The sequence below is a fragment of the Streptomyces sp. NPDC034111 genome, assembly GCF_055575375.1.
This window is the reverse complement of the sequence record NZ_JBVIST010000006.1, coordinates 166796-188054: the sequence shown is the minus strand read 5'-3', so window position 1 is coordinate 188054 and position 21259 is coordinate 166796. Positions and strand designations below refer to the sequence as shown.

The following is a 21259-nucleotide window of genomic DNA, read 5'->3' as shown; positions in this document are numbered from 1 at the left end:
TCGGTCCACAGAACCCCCGGTTTTTCCACGGCCGCCACCCACAGGGTCGGTGGACAAAAAATCTGCTCTGACCTGCGCGAAAGCAGTTGTCCACGGTTTCCACAGGCCCTACTACTACGACCACGGATATCTACCGGGGAACTCGCTCGGAAACGGGGCCTGTGCACAAGTTGGCCGCCGAGCGTCCGGGACCGGTCGAGTCGACTTGACCCCGAGCCGCACCGACTGTCGGTGGTGTGCGTCAGACTGGTCTCCGGCAACTGAGCCGACGACGAAGGCCAGCAGGGCGAGAGCCAGCAACAGCAGGAGGCGGTTTCCGGTGAAGATCCGGGTGGAGCGCGATGTACTCGCGGAGGCAGTGGCCTGGGCGGCCAAGAGCCTCCCGGCCCGTCCGCCGGTGCCCGTCCTCGCGGGCCTGCTGCTGAAGGCGGAGGACGGCGCACTGAGCCTCTCCGGCTTCGACTATGAGGTCTCCGCGCGGGTCTCGGTGGACGCCGAGGTCGAAGAGGAGGGCACGGTCCTCGTCTCCGGCCGGCTGCTCGCCGACATCTGCCGTGCGCTCCCCAACCGCCCGGTGGAGATTTCCACCGACGGTGTACGGGTCACCGTCGTCTGCGGCTCCTCGCGGTTCACCCTCCACACCCTTCCTGTGGAGGAGTACCCGGCCCTGCCGACGATGCCCACCGCCACCGGCACCGTGCCCGGTGAGGTCTTCGCCGCGGCCGCCGCCCAGGTGGCCATCGCCGCCGGCCGGGACGACACCCTCCCGGTGCTCACCGGCGTACGGATCGAGATCGAGGGCGACACGGTCACCCTGGCCTCCACCGACCGTTACCGCTTCGCGGTGCGTGAGTTCCTGTGGAAGCCGGAGAGCCCGGACGCCTCCGCGGTCGCGCTGGTCCCCGCCAAGACGCTGCTGGACACCGCCAAGTCCCTGAGCAGCGGCGACACCGTCACGCTCGCGCTCTCCGGCTCCGGCCAGGGCGAGGGCCTGATCGGCTTCGAGGGCGCCGGGCGGCGGACGACGACGCGGCTGCTGGAGGGCGACCTCCCGAAGTACCGCACGCTCTTCCCGACCGAGTTCAATTCGGTCGCCGTGATCGAGACCGCCCCGTTCGTCGAGGCCGTCAAGCGTGTGGCCCTGGTCGCCGAGCGGAACACCCCGGTCCGGCTGAGCTTCGAGCAGGGTGTGCTGATCCTGGAGGCCGGCTCCAGCGACGATGCACAGGCTGTTGAGCGGGTCGACGCGGACCTGGACGGCGACGACATCTCGATCGCCTTCAACCCCGGCTTCCTGCTGGAGGGCCTGTCGGCCATCGACTCCCCGGTGGCGCAGCTGTCCTTCACGACCTCCACGAAGCCGGCGCTGCTGAGCGGCCGCCCCGCCAAGGACGCCGAGGCCGACGACGCGTACAAGTACCTGATCATGCCGGTGCGGCTGTCGGGCTGACGGTGCCGGAACCGAGCGCCCGGCCGCTCATCGGAGCCCTTGCGGCGACCGGCTGACAGGGCCCTGATGAGCGGCTGAGCCCACAGCTGTGCACGGACCTGCGGGCGTAGGCTCGGACTCGGGTACCAACGCAACGACTACGTGCAAAGAGGGTCTCTGATGGAGCTCGGCCTCGTCGGTCTCGGCAAGATGGGCGGCAATATGCGCGAGCGCATTCGCCGCGCCGGCCACACCGTCGTCGGATACGACCGCAACCCGGACCTGGCGGATGTCAACAGCCTCCGGGAGCTTGTGGACAAGCTCAAGGGGCCGCGGGTGGTCTGGGTCATGGTGCCGGCCGGCGCCGCCACCCAGTCCACGATCGACGAGCTGGCCGAGCTGCTCTCGCCGGGCGACATCGTCGTCGACGGCGGCAACTCCCGCTGGACCGACGACGAGAAGCACGCCGAGGAGCTGAAGGCCAAGGGCATCGGCTTCGTCGACTGCGGCGTCTCCGGCGGTGTCTGGGGCCTGGAGAACGGCTATGCGCTGATGTACGGCGGCGAGGCGGACCATGTCGCCAAGGTGCAGCCGGTCTTCGACGCCCTCAAGCCGGAGGGCGAGTTCGGCTCGGTGCACGCCGGCAAGGTCGGCGCGGGCCACTTCGCCAAGATGGTCCACAACGGCATCGAGTACGCGATGATGCAGGCCTTCGCCGAGGGCTGGGAGCTGCTGGAGAAGGTCGACTCGGTCACCGACGTCCGCGAGGTCTTCCGCTCGTGGCAGGAGGGCACGGTCATCCGCTCCTGGCTGCTCGACCTGGCGGTCAACGCGCTGGACGACGACGAGCACCTGGACAAGCTGCGCGGTTATGCACAGGACTCCGGCGAGGGCCGGTGGACCGTGGAAGCCGCGATCGACAACGCGGTGCCGCTGCCCGCGATCACGGCCTCGCTCTTCGCGCGCTTCGCGTCCCGTCAGGACGACTCCCCGCAGATGAAGATGATCGCCGCGCTGCGCAACCAGTTCGGTGGCCACGCGGTCGAGAGCAAGAAGTAACCAGCAGTACGAAGTAGCAGCAGTACCAGGCAGCAGCCGGGGGAGGTCGGCGCACCGCCATGCATGTATCGCATCTGTCGCTCGCCGACTTCCGCTCGTACACCCGGGCCGAGGTCCCGCTCGACCCGGGTGTCACGGCTTTCGTGGGCCCCAACGGGCAGGGCAAGACCAACCTCGTCGAGGCGGTCGGCTATCTGGCCACGCTCGGCAGCCACCGGGTCTCCTCGGATGCTCCCCTGGTGCGGATGGGCGCCGAGCGGGCCGTCATCCGGGCCGCGGTCGTCCAGGGCGAACGGCAGCAGCTGGTCGAGCTGGAGCTGAACCCCGGCAAGGCCAACCGCGCCCGTATCAACAGGTCCTCGCAGGTCAGGCCCCGTGATGTGCTCGGCATCGTCCGTACGGTGCTGTTCGCTCCGGAGGATCTGGCGCTGGTCAAGGGCGACCCCGGCGAGCGCCGGCGGTTCCTGGACGAGCTGATCACCGCGCGCTCACCGCGGATGGCCGGGGTGCGCTCGGACTACGACCGCGTCCTCAAGCAGCGCAACACCCTGCTGAAGACCGCGGCGCTGGCGCGGCGGCACGGCGGGCGGCAGATGGACCTGTCCACACTGGACGTGTGGGACCAGCATCTGGCCCGGGCGGGCGCCGAGCTGCTGGCCCAGCGGCTCGATCTGATCGCCACGCTGCAACCGCTCGCGGACAAGGCGTACGAGCAGCTGGCGCCGGGCGGCGGACCGCTGGCGCTGGAGTATCGCGGATCGGCGGGCGAGGCTCTGGCCGCCGCGTCGAACCGCGAGGAGCTGTACGGCGTGCTGCTGGCGGCGCTGGGCGAGGCCCGTAAGGGAGAGATCGAGCGCGGGGTCACGCTGGTCGGCCCGCACCGCGACGATCTGCTGCTCAAGCTGGGGCAGCTGCCGGCCAAGGGGTACGCGAGCCACGGCGAGTCCTGGTCGTTCGCGCTGGCGCTGCGGCTGGCCTCGTACGACCTGCTGCGTGCCGAGGGCAATGAGCCGGTGCTCGTCCTCGACGATGTCTTCGCCGAGCTGGACGCCCGGCGCCGGGAGCGGCTGGCGGAGCTGGTGGCGCCGGGCGAGCAGGTGCTGGTGACCGCGGCGGTGGACGACGATGTGCCCGGTGTGCTGAGCGGGGCGCGCTATGCGGTCTCCGGCGGCGCTGTGGAGAAGGTGACCTCGTGAGCGAGCAGCAGCCCGACCGGCCCAGGCCTCCGGAGCTGTCCGGTGTGGACCTGGCCCGGCAGGCGCTGGTGGCCGCCAAGGAGCAGGCGCGTGCGCGGGGCGCGGCCGCCCAGCAGAAGAAGCAGGCCCGGCGCGGGGGCTTGCGCTCCGGCGCGCGGGCGGACGGCCGCGATCCGCTGCCGCTCGGTGCGGCGATCAACCGGCTGATCACCGAGCGCGGCTGGGAGACCCCGGCCGCGGTCGGCGGGGTGATGGGGCGCTGGCCGCAGCTGGTCGGCCCCGAGGTGGCGCAGCACTGTGAGCCGCAGCGGTACGACGAGGACGCCCGGGTGCTGACGGTGCAGTGCGATTCGACGGCCTGGGCGACGCAGCTGCGGCTGCTGGCTCCGACGCTGGTGGCGCGGCTCAACGAGGACCTGGGCCACGGCACCGTAAAGCTGATCAAGGTGCTGGGTCCCGGCGGTCCCGCGCGCCGGTACGGAGCGCTGCGCGCGCCCGGCAGCAAGGGCCCCGGCGACACCTACGGGTGAGCCCCCGGAGACGAGTAAACCCCTGAGGCGGGTGAGACTCCGCTCACGGTAGCCGCCGGTTGACAGCTGGAAGCGCTGAGTGCCCGTGTGAGCGTCCTGGGGCCCCTTCTCGGATATGGGGAGTCGGCGGACGGCGATTCAGGGCGGCACATGACGACTCAGGTACCTGCAAACCCCCATGAGTGTCAGCGCTACCGGTAGACTGGTGGCAATCCCGCCCACTCGCGGAACATGTCGAACGACGCAGCCGCTCCCGCCTGTCTTCCCCGGGGTGACCCGACAGGCTCGGAAGGGGCTCGTGCTGTGCCAGAAAGGGCGCTTCGTGGCCGACTCCGGCGACCTCAACGAGAACAACACGGCTTCTACAGAAGAGGGGGTTCCTGCCGGCGCCATGGGCGACGCCTCGGTGGAGAAGTCGTATGACGCCAGCGCGATCACCGTCCTCGAAGGCCTGGACGCGGTCCGTAAGCGCCCTGGCATGTACATCGGATCGACCGGCGAGCGCGGTCTGCACCACCTCGTGCAGGAGGTCGTCGACAACTCCGTCGACGAGGCGATGGCCGGGCATGCCGACACCATCGACGTGACGATCCTGCCCGACGGCGGGGTGCGGGTGGTCGACAACGGCCGCGGTATCCCCGTCGGCATCGTGCCGTCCGAGAACAAGCCGGCCGTGGAGGTCGTGCTGACCGTCCTGCACGCAGGCGGCAAGTTCGGCGGCGGTGGCTACGCGGTCTCCGGTGGTCTGCACGGCGTGGGCGTCTCCGTCGTGAACGCGCTGTCGACGCGCGTTGCGGTGGAGGTCCGCACGGACGGCTACCGCTGGACGCAGGAGTACAAGCAGGGTGTGCCGACCGCCCCGCTGGCCAAGCACGAGGCCACCGAGGACTCCGGCACCTCGGTGACGTTCTGGGCCGACCCGGACATCTTCGAGACCACCACGTACAGCTTCGAGACGCTCTCCCGGCGCTTCCAGGAGATGGCATTCCTCAACAAGGGCCTCTCGATCGCGCTGCGCGACGAGCGCCCGGACCACGTGGACGAGGACGGCAACCCGCTCGCGGTCCGGTACCACTACGAGGGCGGCATCGTCGACTTCGTGAAGTACCTCAACTCGCGCAAGGGCGAGCTGGTACACCCCTCGGTGGTCGCGGTGGAGGTCGAGGACAAGGAGCGGATGCTCTCGGTCGAGCTGGCGATGCAGTGGAACACCCAGTACAGCGAGGGTGTCTACAGCTTCGCGAACACCATCCACACCCACGAGGGCGGCACCCACGAAGAGGGCTTCCGCGCCGCGCTGACCGGTCTGATCAACCGTTACGCCCGAGACAAGAAGCTGCTGCGCGAGAAGGACGACAACCTCACGGGTGAGGACATCCGCGAGGGTCTGACGGCGATCATCTCGATCAAGCTCGGTGAGCCGCAGTTCGAGGGCCAGACCAAGACGAAGCTGGGCAACACCGAGGCCAAGACCTTTGTGCAGAAGGTCGTCCACGAGCACCTGACGGACTGGCTGGACCGCAACCCCAACGAGGCCGCGGACATCGTCCGCAAGGGCATCCAGGCGGCGACCGCCCGCGTGGCCGCCCGTAAGGCGCGCGATCTGACCCGCCGCAAGGGGCTGCTGGAGACCGCGTCGCTGCCGGGCAAGCTGAGCGACTGCCAGTCCAACGACCCGACCAAGTGCGAGATCTTCATCGTCGAGGGTGACTCCGCCGGCGGCTCGGCCAAGTCCGGCCGTAACCCGGAGTACCAGGCGATCCTGCCGATCCGAGGCAAGATCCTCAACGTCGAGAAGGCCCGGGTCGACAAGATCCTCCAGAACAACGAGGTCCAGGCGCTGATCTCGGCCTTCGGCACCGGTGTGCACGAGGACTTCGACATCGAGAAGCTCCGCTATCACAAGATCATCCTGATGGCGGACGCCGACGTCGACGGTCAGCACATCAACACCCTGCTGCTGACGTTCCTCTTCCGCTTCATGCGCCCGCTGGTCGAGGCCGGCCACGTCTACCTCTCCCGCCCGCCGCTGTACAAGATCAAGTGGGGCCGGGACGACTTCGAGTACGCCTACTCCGACCCGGAGCGGGACCAGCTGATCGAGCTCGGCAAGCGGAACGGCAAGCGGATCAAGGACGACTCGGTCCAGCGGTTCAAGGGTCTCGGTGAGATGAACGCCGAGGAGCTGCGGGTGACGACCATGGACGCCGACCACCGTGTGCTCGGCCAGGTCTCGCTGGACGACGCGGCCCGCGCCGACGACCTGTTCTCGGTGCTCATGGGCGAGGACGTCGAGGCACGCCGCTCGTTCATCCAGCGCAACGCCAAGGACGTCCGCTTCCTCGACATCTGAGCCCTGTCGGCCCGAACAACAGCCGCAGCTCGAAAGGACTTTGAACCACCATGGCCGACGAGAACCCCCCTGTGACCCCGGACGGCGTGACCGCCGAGGGCGCGCCCGCCACCATCGAAGGCGTCGGGATGCGCGTCGAGCCCGTCGGGCTCGAGACGGAGATGCAGCGCTCCTACCTCGACTACGCGATGTCCGTCATCGTCTCGCGTGCGCTGCCGGACGTCCGGGACGGCCTCAAGCCCGTCCACCGCCGCGTCCTGTATGCGATGTACGACGGCGGGTACCGCCCCGAGAAGGGCTTCTACAAGTGCGCCCGCGTCGTCGGCGACGTCATGGGTACGTACCACCCGCACGGTGACTCCTCGATCTACGACGCGCTGGTGCGTCTGGCGCAGCCGTGGTCGATGCGGATGCCGCTGGTCGACTCCAACGGCAACTTCGGCTCTCCGGGCAACGACCCGGCCGCGGCCATGCGGTACACCGAGTGCAAGATGGCGCCGCTGTCGATGGAGATGCTCCGGGACATCGACGAGGAGACCGTCGATTTCCAGGACAACTACGACGGCCGTAACCAGGAGCCGACGGTCCTGCCGTCCCGCTTCCCGAACCTGCTGATCAACGGCTCGGCCGGGATCGCGGTCGGTATGGCCACCAACATCCCGCCGCACAACCTGCGCGAGGTCGCCGCCGGTGCCCAGTGGGCGCTGGAGCACCCGGAGGCCTCCCACGAGGAGCTGCTGGACGCGCTGATCGAGCGGATCAAGGGCCCGGACTTCCCCACCGGCGCGCTGGTGGTGGGCCGCAAGGGCATCGAGGAGGCCTACCGCACGGGCCGCGGTTCGATCACCATGCGGGCCGTCGTCGAGGTCGAGGAGATCCAGAACCGCCAGTGCCTGGTGGTCACCGAGCTGCCCTACCAGGTCAACCCGGACAACCTCGCACAGAAGATCGCCGACCTGGTCAAGGACGGCAAGATCGGCGGCATCGCGGACGTCCGCGACGAGACCTCCTCGCGGACCGGCCAGCGCCTGGTGATCGTCCTCAAGCGGGACGCGGTCGCCAAGGTCGTGCTCAACAACCTGTACAAGCACACCGATCTCCAGACGAACTTCGGCGCGAACATGCTCGCCCTGGTGGACGGCGTGCCGCGCACGCTCTCCCTGGACGCGTTCATCCGTAACTGGGTCACGCACCAGGTCGAGGTCATCGTCCGCCGGACGAAGTTCCGGCTGCGCAAGGCCGAGGAGCGGGCGCACATCCTGCGCGGTCTGCTCAAGGCGCTGGACGCCATCGACGAGGTCATCGCGCTGATCCGGCGCAGTGAGACGGTCGAGGTCGCGCGCGAGGGCCTGATGGGCCTGCTGGAGATCGACGAGATCCAGGCGAACGCGATCCTGGAGATGCAGCTGCGCCGGCTGGCCGCCCTGGAGCGCCAGAAGATCACCGCCGAGCACGACGAGCTCCAGCGCAAGATCAGCGAGTACAACGCGATCCTGGCCTCCCCGGAGCGCCAGCGCCAGATCATCAGCGAGGAACTGGCCGCGATCGTCGAGAAGTTCGGCGACGACCGGCGCTCCAAGTTGGTGCCCTTCGAGGGCGACATGTCCATCGAGGACCTGATCGCCGAGGAGGACATCGTCGTCACGATCACCCGTGGCGGCTATGTGAAGCGCACGAAGACCGACGACTACCGCTCGCAGAAGCGCGGCGGCAAGGGCGTACGGGGCACGAAGCTCAAGGAAGACGACATCGTCGACCACTTCTTCGTCTCCACCACCCACCACTGGCTGCTGTTCTTCACGAACAAGGGCCGGGTCTACCGCGCCAAGGCCTACGAGCTGCCGGACGCGGGACGCGATGCGCGGGGCCAGCATGTGGCCAACCTCCTCGCCTTCCAGCCGGACGAGCAGATCGCGCAGATCCTGGCGATCCGCGACTACGAGGCCATGCCGTACCTGGTGCTCGCCACCAAGGCCGGTCTGGTGAAGAAGACGCCGCTCAAGGACTACGACTCGCCCCGCTCCGGCGGTGTGATCGCGATCAACCTGCGCGAGCAGGAGGACGGCACGGACGACGAGCTGATCGGCGCCGAGCTGGTCTCGGAGACCGACGATCTGCTGCTGATCAGCAAGAAGGCCCAGTCGATCCGGTTCACCGCGACCGACGAGGCGCTGCGCCCGATGGGCCGGGCCACCTCCGGAGTGAAGGGCATGAGCTTCCGCGAGGGCGACGAGCTGCTCTCGATGAATGTGGTCCGTGCCGGTACGTTCGTCTTCACCGCCACCGACGGCGGCTACGCCAAGCGCACCGCGGTCGACGAGTACCGCGTCCAGGGCCGCGGCGGTCTGGGCATCAAGGCGGCCAAGATCGTCGAGGACCGGGGTTCGCTGGTCGGCGCGCTGGTCGTCGAGGAGACCGATGAGATCCTGGCGATCACGCTCGGCGGTGGCGTGATCCGCACGCGGGTCAACGAAGTCCGTGAGACCGGCCGTGACACCATGGGCGTCCAACTGATCAACCTGGGCAAGCGTGATGCCGTCGTCGGCATCGCACGGAACGCCGAGGCGGGCCGTGAGGCCGAAGAGGTCGACGGGGACGATGTGCCCGAGGAGACCGAGGCGGCCGAGGGCACCGAGACCGCGGCGGAGTAGCACAAGGAGCAGGTCATGAGTGGAGCCACGGGCGCTACGGCGGGTGGACCGGGAACAGGGAAAGATTCCTCGTCCGGACCCGCAACCGTGACGGACAGCGCCCGTGGCTCCGCCATTTCCGACAACGGCCCCCAAGACGAGGGCTCGCACCAGGGGGGACCCGTGACCGATACCCGTCAACCTCAGCCGCAGCCTCAGCCGCGGGGGGCTCAGGACGCCCGCCAGCAGCCGTATCAGCCGCCTCAGGCGTATCCCACCGACGCCGGGCCGGACGACGGGCAGGCGGTCCGCAGACCGCGTACGGACGCCCGTACGACCCCGCGGACGCGCAAGGCCCGGCTGCGGGTGGCGCGCGCCGATCCGTGGTCGGTGATGAAGGTCAGCTTCCTGCTCTCCGTCGCGCTGGGCATCTGCACGGTCGTGGCCGCCGCGGTGCTGTGGATGGTCATGAACGCGATGGGCGTCTTCTCCACGGTCGGCGGGACGATCAGCGAGGCCACCGCCAACGGTGACGGCGGCGGCTTCGACCTCCAGGGGTTCCTGTCGCTGCCGCGGGTGCTGCTGTTCACGTCGATCATCGCGGTGATCGACGTGGTGCTGGCGACCGCGCTGGCCACCCTCGGCGCCTTCATCTACAACCTGTCGGCCGGCTTCGTCGGGGGCGTGGAGCTCACGCTCGCCGAGGACGAGTGAGCCCCCGGTGGGAGGGCGTTTCCGGGCCCCCGGGAACCGATTTTGGGAACGCCTCTGAAGTGCGCTAATCTTTCGGTGCAGCGAACGCGCGGCTATAGCTCAGACGGTTAGAGCGCTTCCCTGATAAGGAAGAGGCCCCAGGTTCAAGTCCTGGTAGCCGCACCGCACAATCGGCCCGGCCGGGGAACTCCCCGGCCGGGCCGATTCGTTGTACGGAGGCGGGAGTTGGCTCGGGGCGGGGCGCGTCGACGAGGCGTTGCCGACCGCGGGCTAGGTAACCGATCGGTATCGGCCGGTGTGTATCATCGGCCGACATAGGTCCCCTACGTCAACGAAAGACGAGGTCGCGCGGTGAAGAAGCTTCTCCTGGTCGCACTGGCCGCCATCGGCGGGCTCCTCGTGTACCGCCAGATCCAGGCGGATCGCGCCGAGCAGGATCTGTGGACGGAGGCGACCGACTCCGTGCCCGCAGGTTCGGGTGTCTGAGACCCATAAACGCACAGCAGGTTCGTACGGACCCCGATTGCCCTTGGGCGGTCGGGGTTTCGTATGTCCGGGGGCGGGCGCGGCGGCACGCGGTGGGGTGACGGCGGGCGGACCGGGGGTGGCTGATTGTCGTTGCGGGACCGTGACGGTGATCCCCTTGAGTTTGCTATAGCACACCATTAGCTTGCATAAGCAAAGTTTCTGTCTGTGATGTGACCAGCAGGACACAAGGGGGATCAAGGCATGGGACACCGACCGCGCAGGGGGGCGGTGGCGTTGCTCGGTGGGCTGTTGCTGGCCCTGACCAGCACGCCATTTCAGGCCATCGCGGCCACTTCCACCACAGCACCGAGGGTCGCGGGATCCGGCATGGTGATGGTGCTCGACTCCTCCGGCTCGATGGCCGGGGACGACGGCACCGGAAGCACCCGGATCGCCGCCGCCCGCAAGGCCATCGGCACGGTCGTCGACGCACTGCCCGACGGCTATCCGACCGGTCTGCGGGTCTACGGCGCCGACAAGCCCAAGGGCTGCGACGACACCCGGCTTGCCCGGCCGGTCGCCGCGCTCGACCGCGCGGGCATCAAACAGGCCGTCGCGGGCGTCCGTCCCAAGGGCGACACCCCCATCGGGCTCTCCCTGCGCAAAGCGGCCGCCGACCTTCCCCGGCCCGCCGGCGGATCGCCCGGCACCCGCACGATCCTGCTGATCTCCGACGGCGAGGACAACTGCCGGACGCCGCCGTGCAAGGTCGCCGCCCAACTCGCCGCGTCCGGCGTGGATCTGCACATCGACGCCATCGGCTTCCAGGTGGCCGGCCGGGCCCGCGCCCAACTGGAGTGCATAGCCAAGGCCGGCAACGGCCGGTACTACGACGCGCCGGACGCCAGGTCCCTGGCTCGCCAGCTCCAGCGGGCCGGTCAACTCTCCGCGGACGGCTACCGGTTCAAGGGCCGGCAGGTCCGCGGTACGGCGGCCAGGAGCAGTGCACCGGATCTGGCCCCCGGCCAGTACCTGGACTCCATCGGGCCCAACGAAGAGCGCTCCTATGCGGTCGACTTGGACGCGGCCTCGACGGCCGACTTCTCCGCGACCGTGGTGCCGCAGTCCGGAGCGACCGTCGGCCTGCTCGACAGCCTGCGTACCCGGATCGCGTACGGCACCCACGGCGTCTGCCGGTCGGAGACCGCGATGTTCGGGCAGACAGAGGGCGCGACACCCCTGACCTCGGCCGTCAGCCGGGTCCCCTCGCAGAGCGGCAACGGCACCTGTGACAAGGCGGGCCGTTACTGGCTGGTCGTCGAGCGGAAGTCCGCCAAGGGCTCGGATGCCGCGCGCTGGCCGATGGAGCTGACGTTTCACGTGGAACATCCGCTGAAGAAGGGCATCACGCCCGCCCAGTCGGAGCCGGAGTACGGCGCGGGCGGCAAGAACGCCACGGTGCCCACCACCGCCCCCCGGGACGTCACCGGCGGCACCGGCTTCAACGACGCCCGTACCCTGCGCCCGGGCGTCTGGCGGGACAAGCTCCTGCCGGCACAGACCCTTTGGTACAAGGTGCCGGTCGGCTGGGGACAGCAGCTGCGCTACGACGTGGAGTTCGCCAACGAGCCGACGGTCAACGGCTACAGCGCCATCACGTCCTACGGCGGCACCCAGGTGTACACCCCGTCCCGTGCGCCGGTCGGCAACGGCACCGGCGAGTTCAGCCCCCATGTGTCCTACAACGGGCGGCTGGCCTCGCTCAGCATGGGAACGGTCCCGGTCGCCTGGACCAACCGTTATGAGGCGCACCCCAATGTCATCCCCGTGCACCGCAACGGCGACTTCTACATCGCGGTGACGCTGGGCGCCAAGTCCTCCGAGATCGCGCGGAATCCGCAGATCGGTGTGGTGCTGCGGATCGCGGTGCTGGGCAAGAAGAGGTCCGGCCCCGAGGCAGGGGCGGTCACGGTCCAAGCCGATGCCCCGCTCGGTGAATCCGGCCCCTCGGCGGACGGCGCACAGTCCGGCAGTGGAGGATGGTCCACCGGACGAGTGGTGGCCCTCGCCGTCGGCGGTGTGGGCGTACTGCTGCTGGCCGGTCTCGCGCTGGCCTACGTACGGGCCCGCAGGAAGCCTATGGCCGCGGGCGGGGATTCGGATCCGATGAGGGGTGGCTCGTGGTGACGGGGCGCAGGACGACTCGGGCGGTGTTTCACGTGAAACACGGAAGCAGAGCGGTTGCCGTACTGGCCGTGCTGGCCGCGGTGACGGCGCTGCCGGGAACGGTGGCCTCGGCCGACGGAGTCCCCAGCTACCGGATGGGGGACGGTGCCAAGGCGGTCAAGGGCACCCCCAGCGCCGCGGACGCCCCGCAGCTCACCCACGGACTGCACACCGACGCCATCAAGCGCGGTGAGCAGAAGTACTACGCGGTCACCCTGGACGCCAAGCACGACGCGTACTTCTCGGTCGTTGCCGCGCCCCGGCCCGGAACCAAGATCGAGGCCTACAAGGACACGCTCTCCATCAGCGTGCAGGACAGCAGCGGTACCACCTGCCAGGAGACCCGGCCGTCCTTCGGCGGTGGCGGCATGGCGTATCCGATCGCCGACTATGTGGTCCGGCGCATCGGAGCGGACCGTACGGAGTGCCAGAAGGCCGGTCCGTACTACGTGGTGGTCACCCGGGAGGGATCGGTCACGTCGGGGCCCGACCCCTGGCCGATCGAGCTGAACCATCTCACCGAGCCCCCGCTCAAGGGCAGCGCCCCCGCCCGGCCGGGCCTGGGCGCGTGGAGCACCACCCCGCCGGCCCCGCGTACGGACACCACCAAGCACAACGCCAAGGGTGGCACGGGATTCAACGATGCCGGCTCGGTCGCCACGGGCGTCTGGAAGGACCGCATCAGGCCGGGCGAGACCCGCTTCTACCGGGTACCGGTGGACTGGGGACAGCGGCTCAACCTGAGCGCCGAGGTGCCCAACGCCCCGGCCAAGACCACCGGCTTCCTCGCCGACGCCCTCGGCCTCGGGGTCTACAACCCCGCCCGTGGCGCGGTCGGCAGGCCCACCTTCGTCCCGTACGACGGAAAGCCGGCCGCCGCCAAGGCGTTCACCGCGCCGGTCGACTACGCAAACCGCCTCAGCCCGACCGACGCGGTCAACGCGATGCGGTTCGCCGGCTGGTACTACCTCGAGGTCAGCCTGCACCCCGCTGCCGAGCGGTACTTCCCCAAGGGCACCGAACTCACCTTGCGGGTGGACGTCCGTGGCGCCGCCAAGGAAGGGCCCGGCTATGCCGAGCCGGCCGGCATCTTCTCGGTCACGCCCGAGGACCGTGAGATGGCCCGCAACGGCCGCTCCGCGCAGGAGGCGGCGCCGAACGGCACGCTGATGGCGGTGGGTTACGCAGGGATCGGCACCGGTGTGGTGCTGCTGGTGGGGCTGGGGGCGTGGACCCTGCTGGCCCGGCGGTCGGCGGCGGGGGCGTACGGCGGGCCGGGCACCGGTCCCGCACTGCCGCAGCAGCCCCCGCAGCCGAACCAGACGACCCAGTCTGCCCAACAGCAGCCTTCCCAGCAGCAGTTCGGCCCGCCACAGGGCTGGTAGTCCACGCGGCCGCGCGGTCGCGGTCAGGCGCTGACCAGCGCCCAGACCCCGACCGCGATGCACAGCAGCGCCACGATCAGCACCGGGACCGCCACCTTCGCGGGCGGTCCCGGCTTCCGGTACGCCGCGGGCGGCGCCGTGGCCGCCGCGGAGACCGGCACGCCGGCCGGCGGCTGGCCGGGAACCGGGTGCGGCCCTGCCGTATAGGGGCGGGTCGCGGGGTTCTCCGGGCGGACGGCGGCGGTCGGCTCGTACGCGGGCGCGGGCAGCGGGGGAGGCGTCTGCGGCACCGGCGGCGGAGCGGGGGTGGGCGTGGATGCCGGTGCGGGCGTGGGCGTCGGCGGGGTGCTCGGCTCCGGCGGCGCGAGCTGGAAGCTGCCGGTGTCCGACATGGAGACGTGCCCGGTGGTGCCGGTGCCCAGCGCGGCACCCGACGTCGGCTCCCCGCCCGTATCGCCCCGGGTGTCCTCGGCCGTCGGCGGCCCGTCCGGCCCGTACCCGGCCGGCAGCGGGCCTATGTGGTCGAAGACCTCGACGACCTCCTCCTCGATCGTCGAGTCCGGCAGCATCTCCACCGCCGCCAGAATCGCCTTGCGGGCCCCTGTGGCCGTCTTGAAGCGGGAGTCCGGATCGGGGTGCACCAAGGACGCCAGCACCTGCCACAGCGGCTCCGGTACGCCCTCCGGCGCGTTGGGGATCCCGTGGTCGGCGAAGTGCCCGATCAGCTCCTCGGCGTCCGGCTTGGTGCCCGTCAGCAGATAGAGCGCGACCAGGCCGACCGCGAACAGGTCCGCGGGGAAGTCCGGTTCGGCGCCGAGCATCTGTTCCGGGGCGAAGTAACCGGGCGTACCGACCACGTAGTTGGCCTCGGTCAGCCGCGGCTCGCCCTTGCGCATCGCGATGCCGAAGTCCGACAGCCGCAGATGCGGGCGACCGGTGCCGGTGGCCTCCATCAGGATGTTCGCCGGTTTGATGTCGCGGTGCACCACCCCCTCCGCGTGTACCGCGGTCAGTCCGGCGAGCAGCTGGTCCAGCAGGGTGCACACGAACCGTGGCGGCAGCGGGCCGTAATCGCCGGTCAGATGCGCCAGCGAGCCGCCGTGCACCAGGTCCATGGTGAACAGGACCTTGTCGTCGTCGGCGGCCCAGCTCGCCGGGGCCAGCACATGCGGATGGTCGATCCGCAGCGCCTGTTCGCGGACGAAGCGCAGCAGGGTGTGCGCATCGCTCTGTTGCAGCACCTTGGCCGCCACATAGCGGCGACGGCGGTGGTCCCAGGCCCGCCAGACCTCGCCCACCCCACCCCGGCCGATCGGATCGATCAGCTCGTACCGACCGGCGAAGATCTCACCCATTGCGCCCCGTCCGCTTTCTGAACTCGCGACGTCCCCTGTGGCTGTGGGTCTAGCTCTGGTGCGCCTCGTAGTGGGCGACCGCGTCCGCGGTGCGGCCGGCGCCGTAGACCCGGAGGAACTCTGCCAGTTCAGGGTGAGTGGGGGCGAGGGTGTTCGCCGCATCGATGATGTCGCCGGCGTCGGAGACCGACCGCAGCAGCGACTGGATCTCGCGCACCACGCGCCGCACCGTGGTGGCTCCGGTCGACGAGGTCTGCTGTGCGGTGTTGTTGAGCACCGAGCCGCCCGCCGTCTTCTTGATCTCGTCCATGCGGTCGGTGGCCTCGGCGGCGCTGACGCTGCCGTCCGCGACCTGACCGGCCAGTTCCTGCAACGCCTGGACCCGCTGGACCACGGCCGGGTTGCCTATCTTGGCCCGCTGCCCGCTCATCAGCTGGGAGAGCATCGGGGCGGACAGTCCGAGCACGGCAGCGAGCCGGGCCTGGTTGAGACCGAGGTCGTCGATGAGACGGCGGAACAGCGCACCCAGAGGCTCCCCGTACCAATTGCGCTGGAGCTCCCGGGCCCGTGCGGTGGCTTCCTGCTGTGCTGCGTCCATACCGTCTCCCCTGTCTCCCCGGTCGCTTCGCTGCCGCGAATCTCGCGAAGCATCCTACGGAGAGCGACGGTGTGCGGCGATACCCGGTCGGGAAAGCGGCCGGACACCGGGTACCCTGGTGCGCGAAGGGGCCTTAGCTCAGTTGGTAGAGCGCTGTCTTTGCATGGCAGATGTCAGGGGTTCGACTCCCCTAGGCTCCACTCCCAAAGCCCTTCCGGTCAGCGAAACAGCTGGTCAGAGGGGCTTTTTTCATGTCGGGCCGGACCGGTTGTGCTGACGTGGTGTCACCCCCGGCCTCGGTATGTCCGCCTGCCGCCGCAGGCGAGCGGGCCGTGCCCACCGCCTCTCGTACGGGGCGGGGACACGGCCCGGTGCATCTCCGGCGGCCGGTGGTCAGGTCAGGCCGGGGGGCCACCGCGGTGCTCGTCGGCCTCCGCCTCGGCCTGCTTGGCCTGGATCTCGGGGTCGAGTGCGGCGCCCTCACTGCCGTCCACCGCGCTGAGCCGGCCGCGTTCGCCGACCTCCGTGGGGGCCGGTGGCTCGACCAGCCAGTCCGGGTTGGCCTGCTTGTCCCACCACTTCCAGGCGGCGACCGCACCGCCGACCGCGATACCCATCACGGTGACCCGCTTGGCCGCCTTGCCGCACTTCGCGCGGCGACTGTGCTTCTTCTGGAGCTTGGCGATCTCGGCGGCCGTCACCTGGCCGCGGAGCGCGGCGATCGCGGCGCTGCCGCGGGCGACGGCCTCTTCACGCACCGGCTCGGCGGCGGCCCGGGCGCTGGTCACGGCGTGCTCCAGCCGCGGTGCGGTGTACTCGGCCGCATGGCGGGCCGCCTTGCGGGTGCGGCGGGCCGCCCGGGTCGCCGCGGCGTCCACCTTGGGCGGCAGTGCGCCCCGGGCGTGCTCGAAGCGCGGGTGCAGATGCGCCTCGTACTGCGAACGGGCCTGGTGGGCGGCCTCGGCCACCTTGGGGGCCAGCCGCGTACGGGCCTCGTGCGTGTAGTGCACGGCGGCGTCCTTGGCCGTACCGGCATACGGAGCCACCACCTCCGCGGCGTGCCGCACGCTGTCCTTCGCCGTGTCGGTCGCGGCGCGCACGCTGTCCTTGCGGGTCACGGGATCCTCCTCCTCGGTGGCGTGGTCCGGGGGCTGGGGGGCTTTGCTCCCCATGTCTGCTGTGTCGCCTGTCCACCCGTTTGAAGATCATGCCCGCTCACGGCCCGTACGGCATGTGCGAGCGGGCATCCGGGTCATTACGGACACTTCCGGAGCCCTGTTGACGACGATGCCACGGTTTGCCGTATCCGGCGCCCGAAAGGAGGGCGAAGGCCGCCAGGAGGTGGGCGGCGCAGAAAATACGCGCGAGACCGGCGCAGGGCGGTGCTCGGGAGACGAAGGGGCCGTTCGTGCGAGGATCGGGGACCGTCAGCGAAGACTTATGGAAGGTTGATCGTGGCTGAGCAGCTCTACGCCACCCTGAAGACGAACCAGGGCGACATCGAGATTCGGCTTCTGCCGAACCACGCCCCCAAGACCGTCAAGAACTTCGTCGAGCTCGCCAAGGGCGAGCGGGAGTGGACCCACCCCGCGACCGGCAAGAAGTCCACCGACCCGCTCTACGACGGCACCGTCTTCCACCGGGTGATCAGCGGTTTCATGATCCAGGGCGGCGACCCGCTGGGCAACGGCACCGGCGGCCCGGGCTACGAGTTCGGGGACGAGTTCCACCCCGACCTGGCCTTCAACAAGCCGTACCTGCTGGCCATGGCCAACGCCGGCCCGGGCACCAACGGCTCGCAGTTCTTCATCACCGTCTCGCCGACCGCATGGCTGACCGGCAAGCACACCATCTTCGGTGAGGTCTCCAACGAGGCGGGCAAGAAGGTCGTCGACGCCATCGCCGGGACCCAGACCAACCCGCGCACCGACCGTCCGGTCCAGGACGTCGTCATCAACTCGGTGGTCGTCGAGACCCGCTGAACCGCGTCTTGTGCCCCGGAGCGCTCCGGGGAACCATTGCGCCCCGCCCGGTCGTAGTTCTGGCGGGGCGTGACGCTCGTCAGGGGTGGTGGCAGGGCGACGGGCGGGAGGGGCGCCGCGCTCGGCGCGCCCCGGACACCGACACGAACAAGGGGACCGATGGACCAGGTGCCAGGCAGCCCACAGGAGCCGCAGGACGCACGGAGCGACGGCGGCGTGCCGGGCTGCCACCGCCACCCGGACCGCCCGACCGGCGTCCGCTGCACCCGCTGCGACCGGCCGATCTGCCCGGAGTGCATGGTCAGTGCCTCGGTCGGCTTCCAGTGCCCGGAGTGTGTACGCGGCGGCAGCGGCACCGGCCATGCGCCGCAGGCGGCGGTGCCGCGCACGATCGCAGGCGGCACCCTCACGGCCGACCCGCGGCTGGTCACCAAGATCCTGCTGGGCCTCAACGCCGCGCTCTTCATCGCCGTGCTGGCGACCGGCGGTGACGAGCTGGTCAACCGCCTCGATCTGCTGGGGCTCGCCTTCGACCCGAGCCGCGCTGAGCTGGTCGGCGTCGCCGACGGCGAGTGGTACCGGCTGCTGAGCGCGATGTTCCTGCACCAGTCGCCCCCGCACATCGCGTTCAACATGCTCTCGCTGTGGTGGCTGGGGCCGCCCCTGGAGGCGGCGCTCGGCCGGCTGCGGTTCACCGCGCTCTATCTGCTCTCCGGCCTGGGCGGCAGCGCCCTGTCGTACCTCCTCGCCGCGCAGAACCAGCCCTCGCTGGGCGCATCCGGCGCGATCTTCGGGCTGCTGGGCGCGACCGCGGTGCTGCTGCGGCGGATGAACTACGACATGAAGCCGGTGCTGATCCTGCTCGGCCTCAACCTGGCCTTCACGTTCCTGTGGCCGCACATCGCCTGGCAGGCGCACGTCGGCGGCCTGGTGATCGGTGCCGCGGTGGCCTTCGGCATGGTGCATGCGCCGCGCGAGCGCCGGACCCAGGTCCAGATTGCGACGTGCGTGCTGGCGCTGTGCGCGATCGGTGCGCTGGTGTGGGTGCGGACCCTTCAGCTGATGGGCTGAGGAGTCCGTACCGTCACGTTGTCCACAGTGCGTGGCCGATCTTGTGCATGCTGTGCAAACTCTTGTCCAGAGCCTTCCTGACCTGCGTTTCCCCAGCATGGGCAGGGGGAGGCGGAGGTCGTGAAGGGGTGCCGCCGATCACACCGGCGTCAACCTCCGGAAGGTTATCCACAGATCTTCTGAAGTTTTCCCCGGCTGTGGATAACCGTGTGGATGGCCTTGGGCAGGGCTTGCGCTACTTCCACTGCGTGGATACGCCGAAGCCCACCGCGATGAAGCCGAAACCGCAGACGATGTTCCAGTTGCCCATGGCAGCGATCGGCAGATCGCCCTCGGACACGTAGAACAGCACGATCCACACGAGCCCGATCAGGAACATCGCCAGCATCAGCGGTGCCACCCAGCCACGGCCCGAGTTCATCTTCAGGTTGGTGGTCTTCGCCGGCGGCGGCGTGAATTCGTCCTTCTTGCGGATCCGTGACTTCGGCACGAGGAACTCTCCTGTCGATGCGCTGCTCCCCCAGTCTCGACGTCGCCCGAGCGGGATGGGGGGTACCGCCCGCTCGACGAAGCCGAGAGTAGGGGAACTCCATCCGCGCGGGGGAGGTACGAGGTGCGCCGGGGTGCGGAGGCGGTGGGGAGCGGATTCCTTTCCCGGGCTTCCGTTAGCGTAGTGCTTCCGCGGCGTCGTAAGGAGCAAGGGTACGTTGAGTGATTCAGCTGACTCCGCCGGCCGCCCCGGCCGTCCCCGCCTGCGGCCCGTCCGGCTGCTCACTCTGGTGGTCTTCGCGCTCGCCGGGCTGCTGTTCTGGCTGAGCTTCGACACGGCCCGGGGCACCAATCTGCGCTCGGACGACTCCATGCTGCGACTGTCCGACCTCATTCAGGAGCGCAGCCACAAGAACGGCCTCCAGGACGACCGCAACGCCACCCTGCGCGAGGAGGTCGACGGCCTCGCCCAGCGCGACAACGGCAGCTCCAAGGCCGAGGACGCCAAGCTCAAGGCGCTGGAGAAGAGCGCCGGCACCAAGCCGCTCTCCGGCCAGGGCGTGACCGTCACGCTCATGGACGCCCCGCCGAACGCCACCGCCAAGATCCCCGGTGTGCCCGAGCCGCAGCCCAACGACCTGGTCATCCACCAGCAGGACCTCCAGGCCGTGGTGAACGCCCTGTGGCACGGCGGCGCCAAGGGCATCAAGGTCATGGACCAGCGGCTGATCTCCACCAGCGCGGTGCGCTGCGTCGGCAACACCCTGATCCTCCAGGGCCGGGTCTACTCCCCGCCGTACAAGGTCACCGCCGTCGGCAACCGTGAGGCGCTGAACAACGCGCTGACCGCCTCCCCCGCCATCCAGAACTATCTCCAGTACGTCAACGCCTACGGTCTGGGCTGGAAAGTCGACCAGCACGAGGCGGTGACTCTTCCCGGCTACTCCGGCACAGTGGAGCTGCACTACGCACAGCCTGTGAAGCCGTAGCCTGCGCGCCGCGGGGCGCGGGGAGGGGCGGGGCCGGATGACGCTGCGGGGCCGGACCACGGTGCGGTGGGCCGTGCGGACGCTCAGCGAGTTCTGCGTCACCGTCGGCGCGCTGATCGTCCTCTTCGTGGTCTACGTGCTCCTCTGGACCGGCGTACGGGCCGACAGCGCCATGGACGGCGAGATCGGCAGGCTCCAGCAGCGCTGGTCGGCCGGGCAGGCCGCCGACGACCGACCGGCCGCCCCCGGTGAGCGCCCGGCACGGACCGCGCAGCCCCGCCGCTACGAACCGGGCGCCTCCTTCGCCGTGATGTACGTCCCGCGCTTCGGCGCGGACTGGGCCAAGCCCGTACTGGAGGGCACCGGCACCGACGTCCTCAAGCGCGGCCTCGGCCACTACGGCCGCACCGCGCACCTCGGCGAGGTCGGCAACTTCGCCGTCGCCGGCCACCGCCGCACCTACGGCGACCCGTTCAAGGACTTCCCGCAGCTGCGCCCGGGCGACGCGGTGGTCCTGACCGACGGCACGACGTGGTTCACCTACCGGATCGACAACCGCCCCTATACGACGCTGCCCGGCGACATCGGCGTGATCGCCCCCGTGCCGCGGAAGTCCGGCTTCAACGGCCCCGGGCGCTACCTCACCCTGACGACCTGCGAGCCGGAATGGGGCCACAGCCACCGGCTGATCACCTGGGCACACCTGGATTCCTCCCAACCCGTGGCACAGGGAAGGCCATCGGCTTTGAGCGGCTGACCCACCTGCCCCCGCCCTCGCCCCTTAC

General features: G+C 69.8%; 18 protein-coding genes and 2 tRNA genes. 16 read left to right on the top strand and 4 right to left on the bottom strand.

All coding sequences use genetic code 11. The features are described 5' to 3' along the window. Window positions 1-319 precede the first annotated feature (319 nt). The 11 genes from dnaN to ACZ55A_RS17255 all read left to right on the top strand — a co-directional run bounded on the left by dnaN (window position 320) and on the right by ACZ55A_RS17255 (window position 13990). Window positions 320-1450 (top strand): DNA polymerase III subunit beta, encoded by a 1131-nt coding sequence (gene dnaN / locus ACZ55A_RS17305; RefSeq protein ID WP_468840537.1) that lies wholly within the window; start codon window positions 320-322, stop codon window positions 1448-1450. Window positions 1451-1609: 159 nt separating this feature from the next. Next, window positions 1610-2488, top strand: coding sequence for a phosphogluconate dehydrogenase (NAD(+)-dependent, decarboxylating) (gene gnd / locus ACZ55A_RS17300; RefSeq protein WP_468840535.1), 879 nt, complete (start codon window positions 1610-1612; stop codon window positions 2486-2488). Window positions 2489-2547: 59 nt separating this feature from the next. Continuing rightward, window positions 2548-3684: a DNA replication/repair protein RecF gene (recF, locus tag ACZ55A_RS17295; RefSeq protein WP_468840533.1), complete on the top strand. Its 1137-nt coding sequence runs from the start codon at window positions 2548-2550 to the stop codon at window positions 3682-3684. Continuing rightward, window positions 3681-4214, top strand: a complete 534-nt coding sequence (locus tag ACZ55A_RS17290; RefSeq protein ID WP_468840531.1) for a DciA family protein — start codon at window positions 3681-3683, stop codon at window positions 4212-4214. Before recF ends, ACZ55A_RS17290 begins: the two co-directional genes overlap by 4 nt. 298 nt (window positions 4215-4512) lie before the next feature. Continuing rightward, window positions 4513-6567 (top strand): DNA topoisomerase (ATP-hydrolyzing) subunit B, encoded by a 2055-nt coding sequence (gene gyrB / locus ACZ55A_RS17285; RefSeq protein ID WP_468840871.1) that lies wholly within the window; start codon window positions 4513-4515, stop codon window positions 6565-6567. Between the two features lie 50 nt (window positions 6568-6617). Then, a complete protein-coding gene (gene gyrA, locus ACZ55A_RS17280; RefSeq protein WP_468840529.1) occupies window positions 6618-9218 on the top strand; it encodes a DNA gyrase subunit A in 2601 nt (866 codons plus the stop codon). A gap of 15 nt (window positions 9219-9233) precedes the next feature. Further along, complete coding sequence (locus ACZ55A_RS17275; RefSeq protein ID WP_468840527.1) at window positions 9234-9911, top strand: DUF3566 domain-containing protein; 678 nt, start codon at window positions 9234-9236, stop codon at window positions 9909-9911. Between the two features lie 88 nt (window positions 9912-9999). Then, a tRNA-Ile gene (locus ACZ55A_RS17270) sits at window positions 10000-10073 on the top strand. 189 nt (window positions 10074-10262) lie between these two features. Continuing rightward, window positions 10263-10397, top strand: a complete 135-nt coding sequence (locus ACZ55A_RS17265; RefSeq protein WP_003958712.1) for a DLW-39 family protein — start codon at window positions 10263-10265, stop codon at window positions 10395-10397. A 243-nt stretch (window positions 10398-10640) separates the two neighbouring features. Continuing rightward, complete coding sequence (locus tag ACZ55A_RS17260; RefSeq protein WP_468840525.1) at window positions 10641-12566, top strand: vWA domain-containing protein; 1926 nt, start codon at window positions 10641-10643, stop codon at window positions 12564-12566. Between the two features lie 32 nt (window positions 12567-12598). Then, on the top strand, window positions 12599-13990 hold the full coding sequence (locus ACZ55A_RS17255; protein WP_468840523.1) for a hypothetical protein: 1392 nt from the start codon (window positions 12599-12601) through the stop codon (window positions 13988-13990). 23 nt (window positions 13991-14013) lie between these two features. Here the strand turns inward: ACZ55A_RS17255 and ACZ55A_RS17250 are convergent, their stop codons facing one another. Together ACZ55A_RS17250 and ACZ55A_RS17245 are read right to left on the bottom strand one after the other, a co-directional pair. Beyond that, on the bottom strand, window positions 14014-15345 hold the full coding sequence (locus tag ACZ55A_RS17250; protein WP_468840521.1) for a serine/threonine-protein kinase: 1332 nt from the start codon (window positions 15343-15345) through the stop codon (window positions 14014-14016). A gap of 49 nt (window positions 15346-15394) precedes the next feature. Next, window positions 15395-15943 (bottom strand): helix-turn-helix domain-containing protein, encoded by a 549-nt coding sequence (locus ACZ55A_RS17245; protein WP_468840519.1) that lies wholly within the window; start codon window positions 15941-15943, stop codon window positions 15395-15397. Window positions 15944-16070: 127 nt separating this feature from the next. Here ACZ55A_RS17245 and ACZ55A_RS17240 point away from each other — a divergent pair. Next, window positions 16071-16143 (top strand) — tRNA-Ala (locus tag ACZ55A_RS17240). 198 nt (window positions 16144-16341) lie between these two features. Here the strand turns inward: ACZ55A_RS17240 and ACZ55A_RS17235 are convergent. Continuing rightward, entirely contained in the window at window positions 16342-17061 is a 720-nt protein-coding gene (locus tag ACZ55A_RS17235; RefSeq protein WP_468840869.1) for a DUF5324 family protein, read from the bottom strand. 336 nt (window positions 17062-17397) lie between these two features. On the opposite strand from ACZ55A_RS17235, the gene ACZ55A_RS17230 reads away from it, so the two are divergent. Together ACZ55A_RS17230 and ACZ55A_RS17225 are read left to right on the top strand one after the other, a co-directional pair. Further along, window positions 17398-17925 carry a peptidylprolyl isomerase gene (locus ACZ55A_RS17230; RefSeq protein ID WP_468840517.1) on the top strand — a complete coding sequence of 176 codons (528 nt, stop codon included), beginning with the start codon at window positions 17398-17400 and terminating at the stop codon, window positions 17923-17925. Window positions 17926-18084: 159 nt separating this feature from the next. Beyond that, window positions 18085-18996 (top strand): rhomboid family intramembrane serine protease, encoded by a 912-nt coding sequence (locus ACZ55A_RS17225; protein ID WP_468840515.1) that lies wholly within the window; start codon window positions 18085-18087, stop codon window positions 18994-18996. 235 nt (window positions 18997-19231) lie between these two features. Here ACZ55A_RS17225 and crgA read toward each other — a convergent pair whose 3' ends face one another. Then, window positions 19232-19486, bottom strand: a complete 255-nt coding sequence (gene crgA, locus ACZ55A_RS17220) for a cell division protein CrgA (protein WP_468840513.1) — start codon at window positions 19484-19486, stop codon at window positions 19232-19234. 217 nt (window positions 19487-19703) lie between these two features. On the opposite strand from crgA, the gene ACZ55A_RS17215 reads away from it, so the two are divergent. Beyond that, window positions 19704-20474, top strand: coding sequence for a DUF881 domain-containing protein (locus ACZ55A_RS17215; protein WP_468840511.1), 771 nt, complete (start codon window positions 19704-19706; stop codon window positions 20472-20474). Window positions 20475-20511: 37 nt separating this feature from the next. Continuing rightward, on the top strand, window positions 20512-21231 hold the full coding sequence (locus tag ACZ55A_RS17210) for a class E sortase (RefSeq protein ID WP_468840509.1): 720 nt from the start codon (window positions 20512-20514) through the stop codon (window positions 21229-21231). Window positions 21232-21259: the final 28 nt, after the last annotated feature.

Coding starts and splice junctions, on each gene's coding strand:
- gnd (WP_468840535.1), top strand. CDS start 1,610: ATGGAGCTCGGCCTCGTCGGTCTCGGCAAGATGGGCGGCAATATGCGC.
- recF (WP_468840533.1), top strand. CDS start 2,548: ATGCATGTATCGCATCTGTCGCTCGCCGACTTCCGCTCGTACACCCGG.
- gyrA (WP_468840529.1), top strand. CDS start 6,618: ATGGCCGACGAGAACCCCCCTGTGACCCCGGACGGCGTGACCGCCGAG.
- ACZ55A_RS17275 (WP_468840527.1), top strand. CDS start 9,234: ATGAGTGGAGCCACGGGCGCTACGGCGGGTGGACCGGGAACAGGGAAA.
- ACZ55A_RS17260 (WP_468840525.1), top strand. CDS start 10,641: ATGGGACACCGACCGCGCAGGGGGGCGGTGGCGTTGCTCGGTGGGCTG.
- ACZ55A_RS17250 (WP_468840521.1), bottom strand. CDS start 15,345: ATGGGTGAGATCTTCGCCGGTCGGTACGAGCTGATCGATCCGATCGGC.
- ACZ55A_RS17245 (WP_468840519.1), bottom strand. CDS start 15,943: ATGGACGCAGCACAGCAGGAAGCCACCGCACGGGCCCGGGAGCTCCAG.
- ACZ55A_RS17225 (WP_468840515.1), top strand. CDS start 18,085: ATGGACCAGGTGCCAGGCAGCCCACAGGAGCCGCAGGACGCACGGAGC.
- ACZ55A_RS17210 (WP_468840509.1), top strand. CDS start 20,512: ATGACGCTGCGGGGCCGGACCACGGTGCGGTGGGCCGTGCGGACGCTC.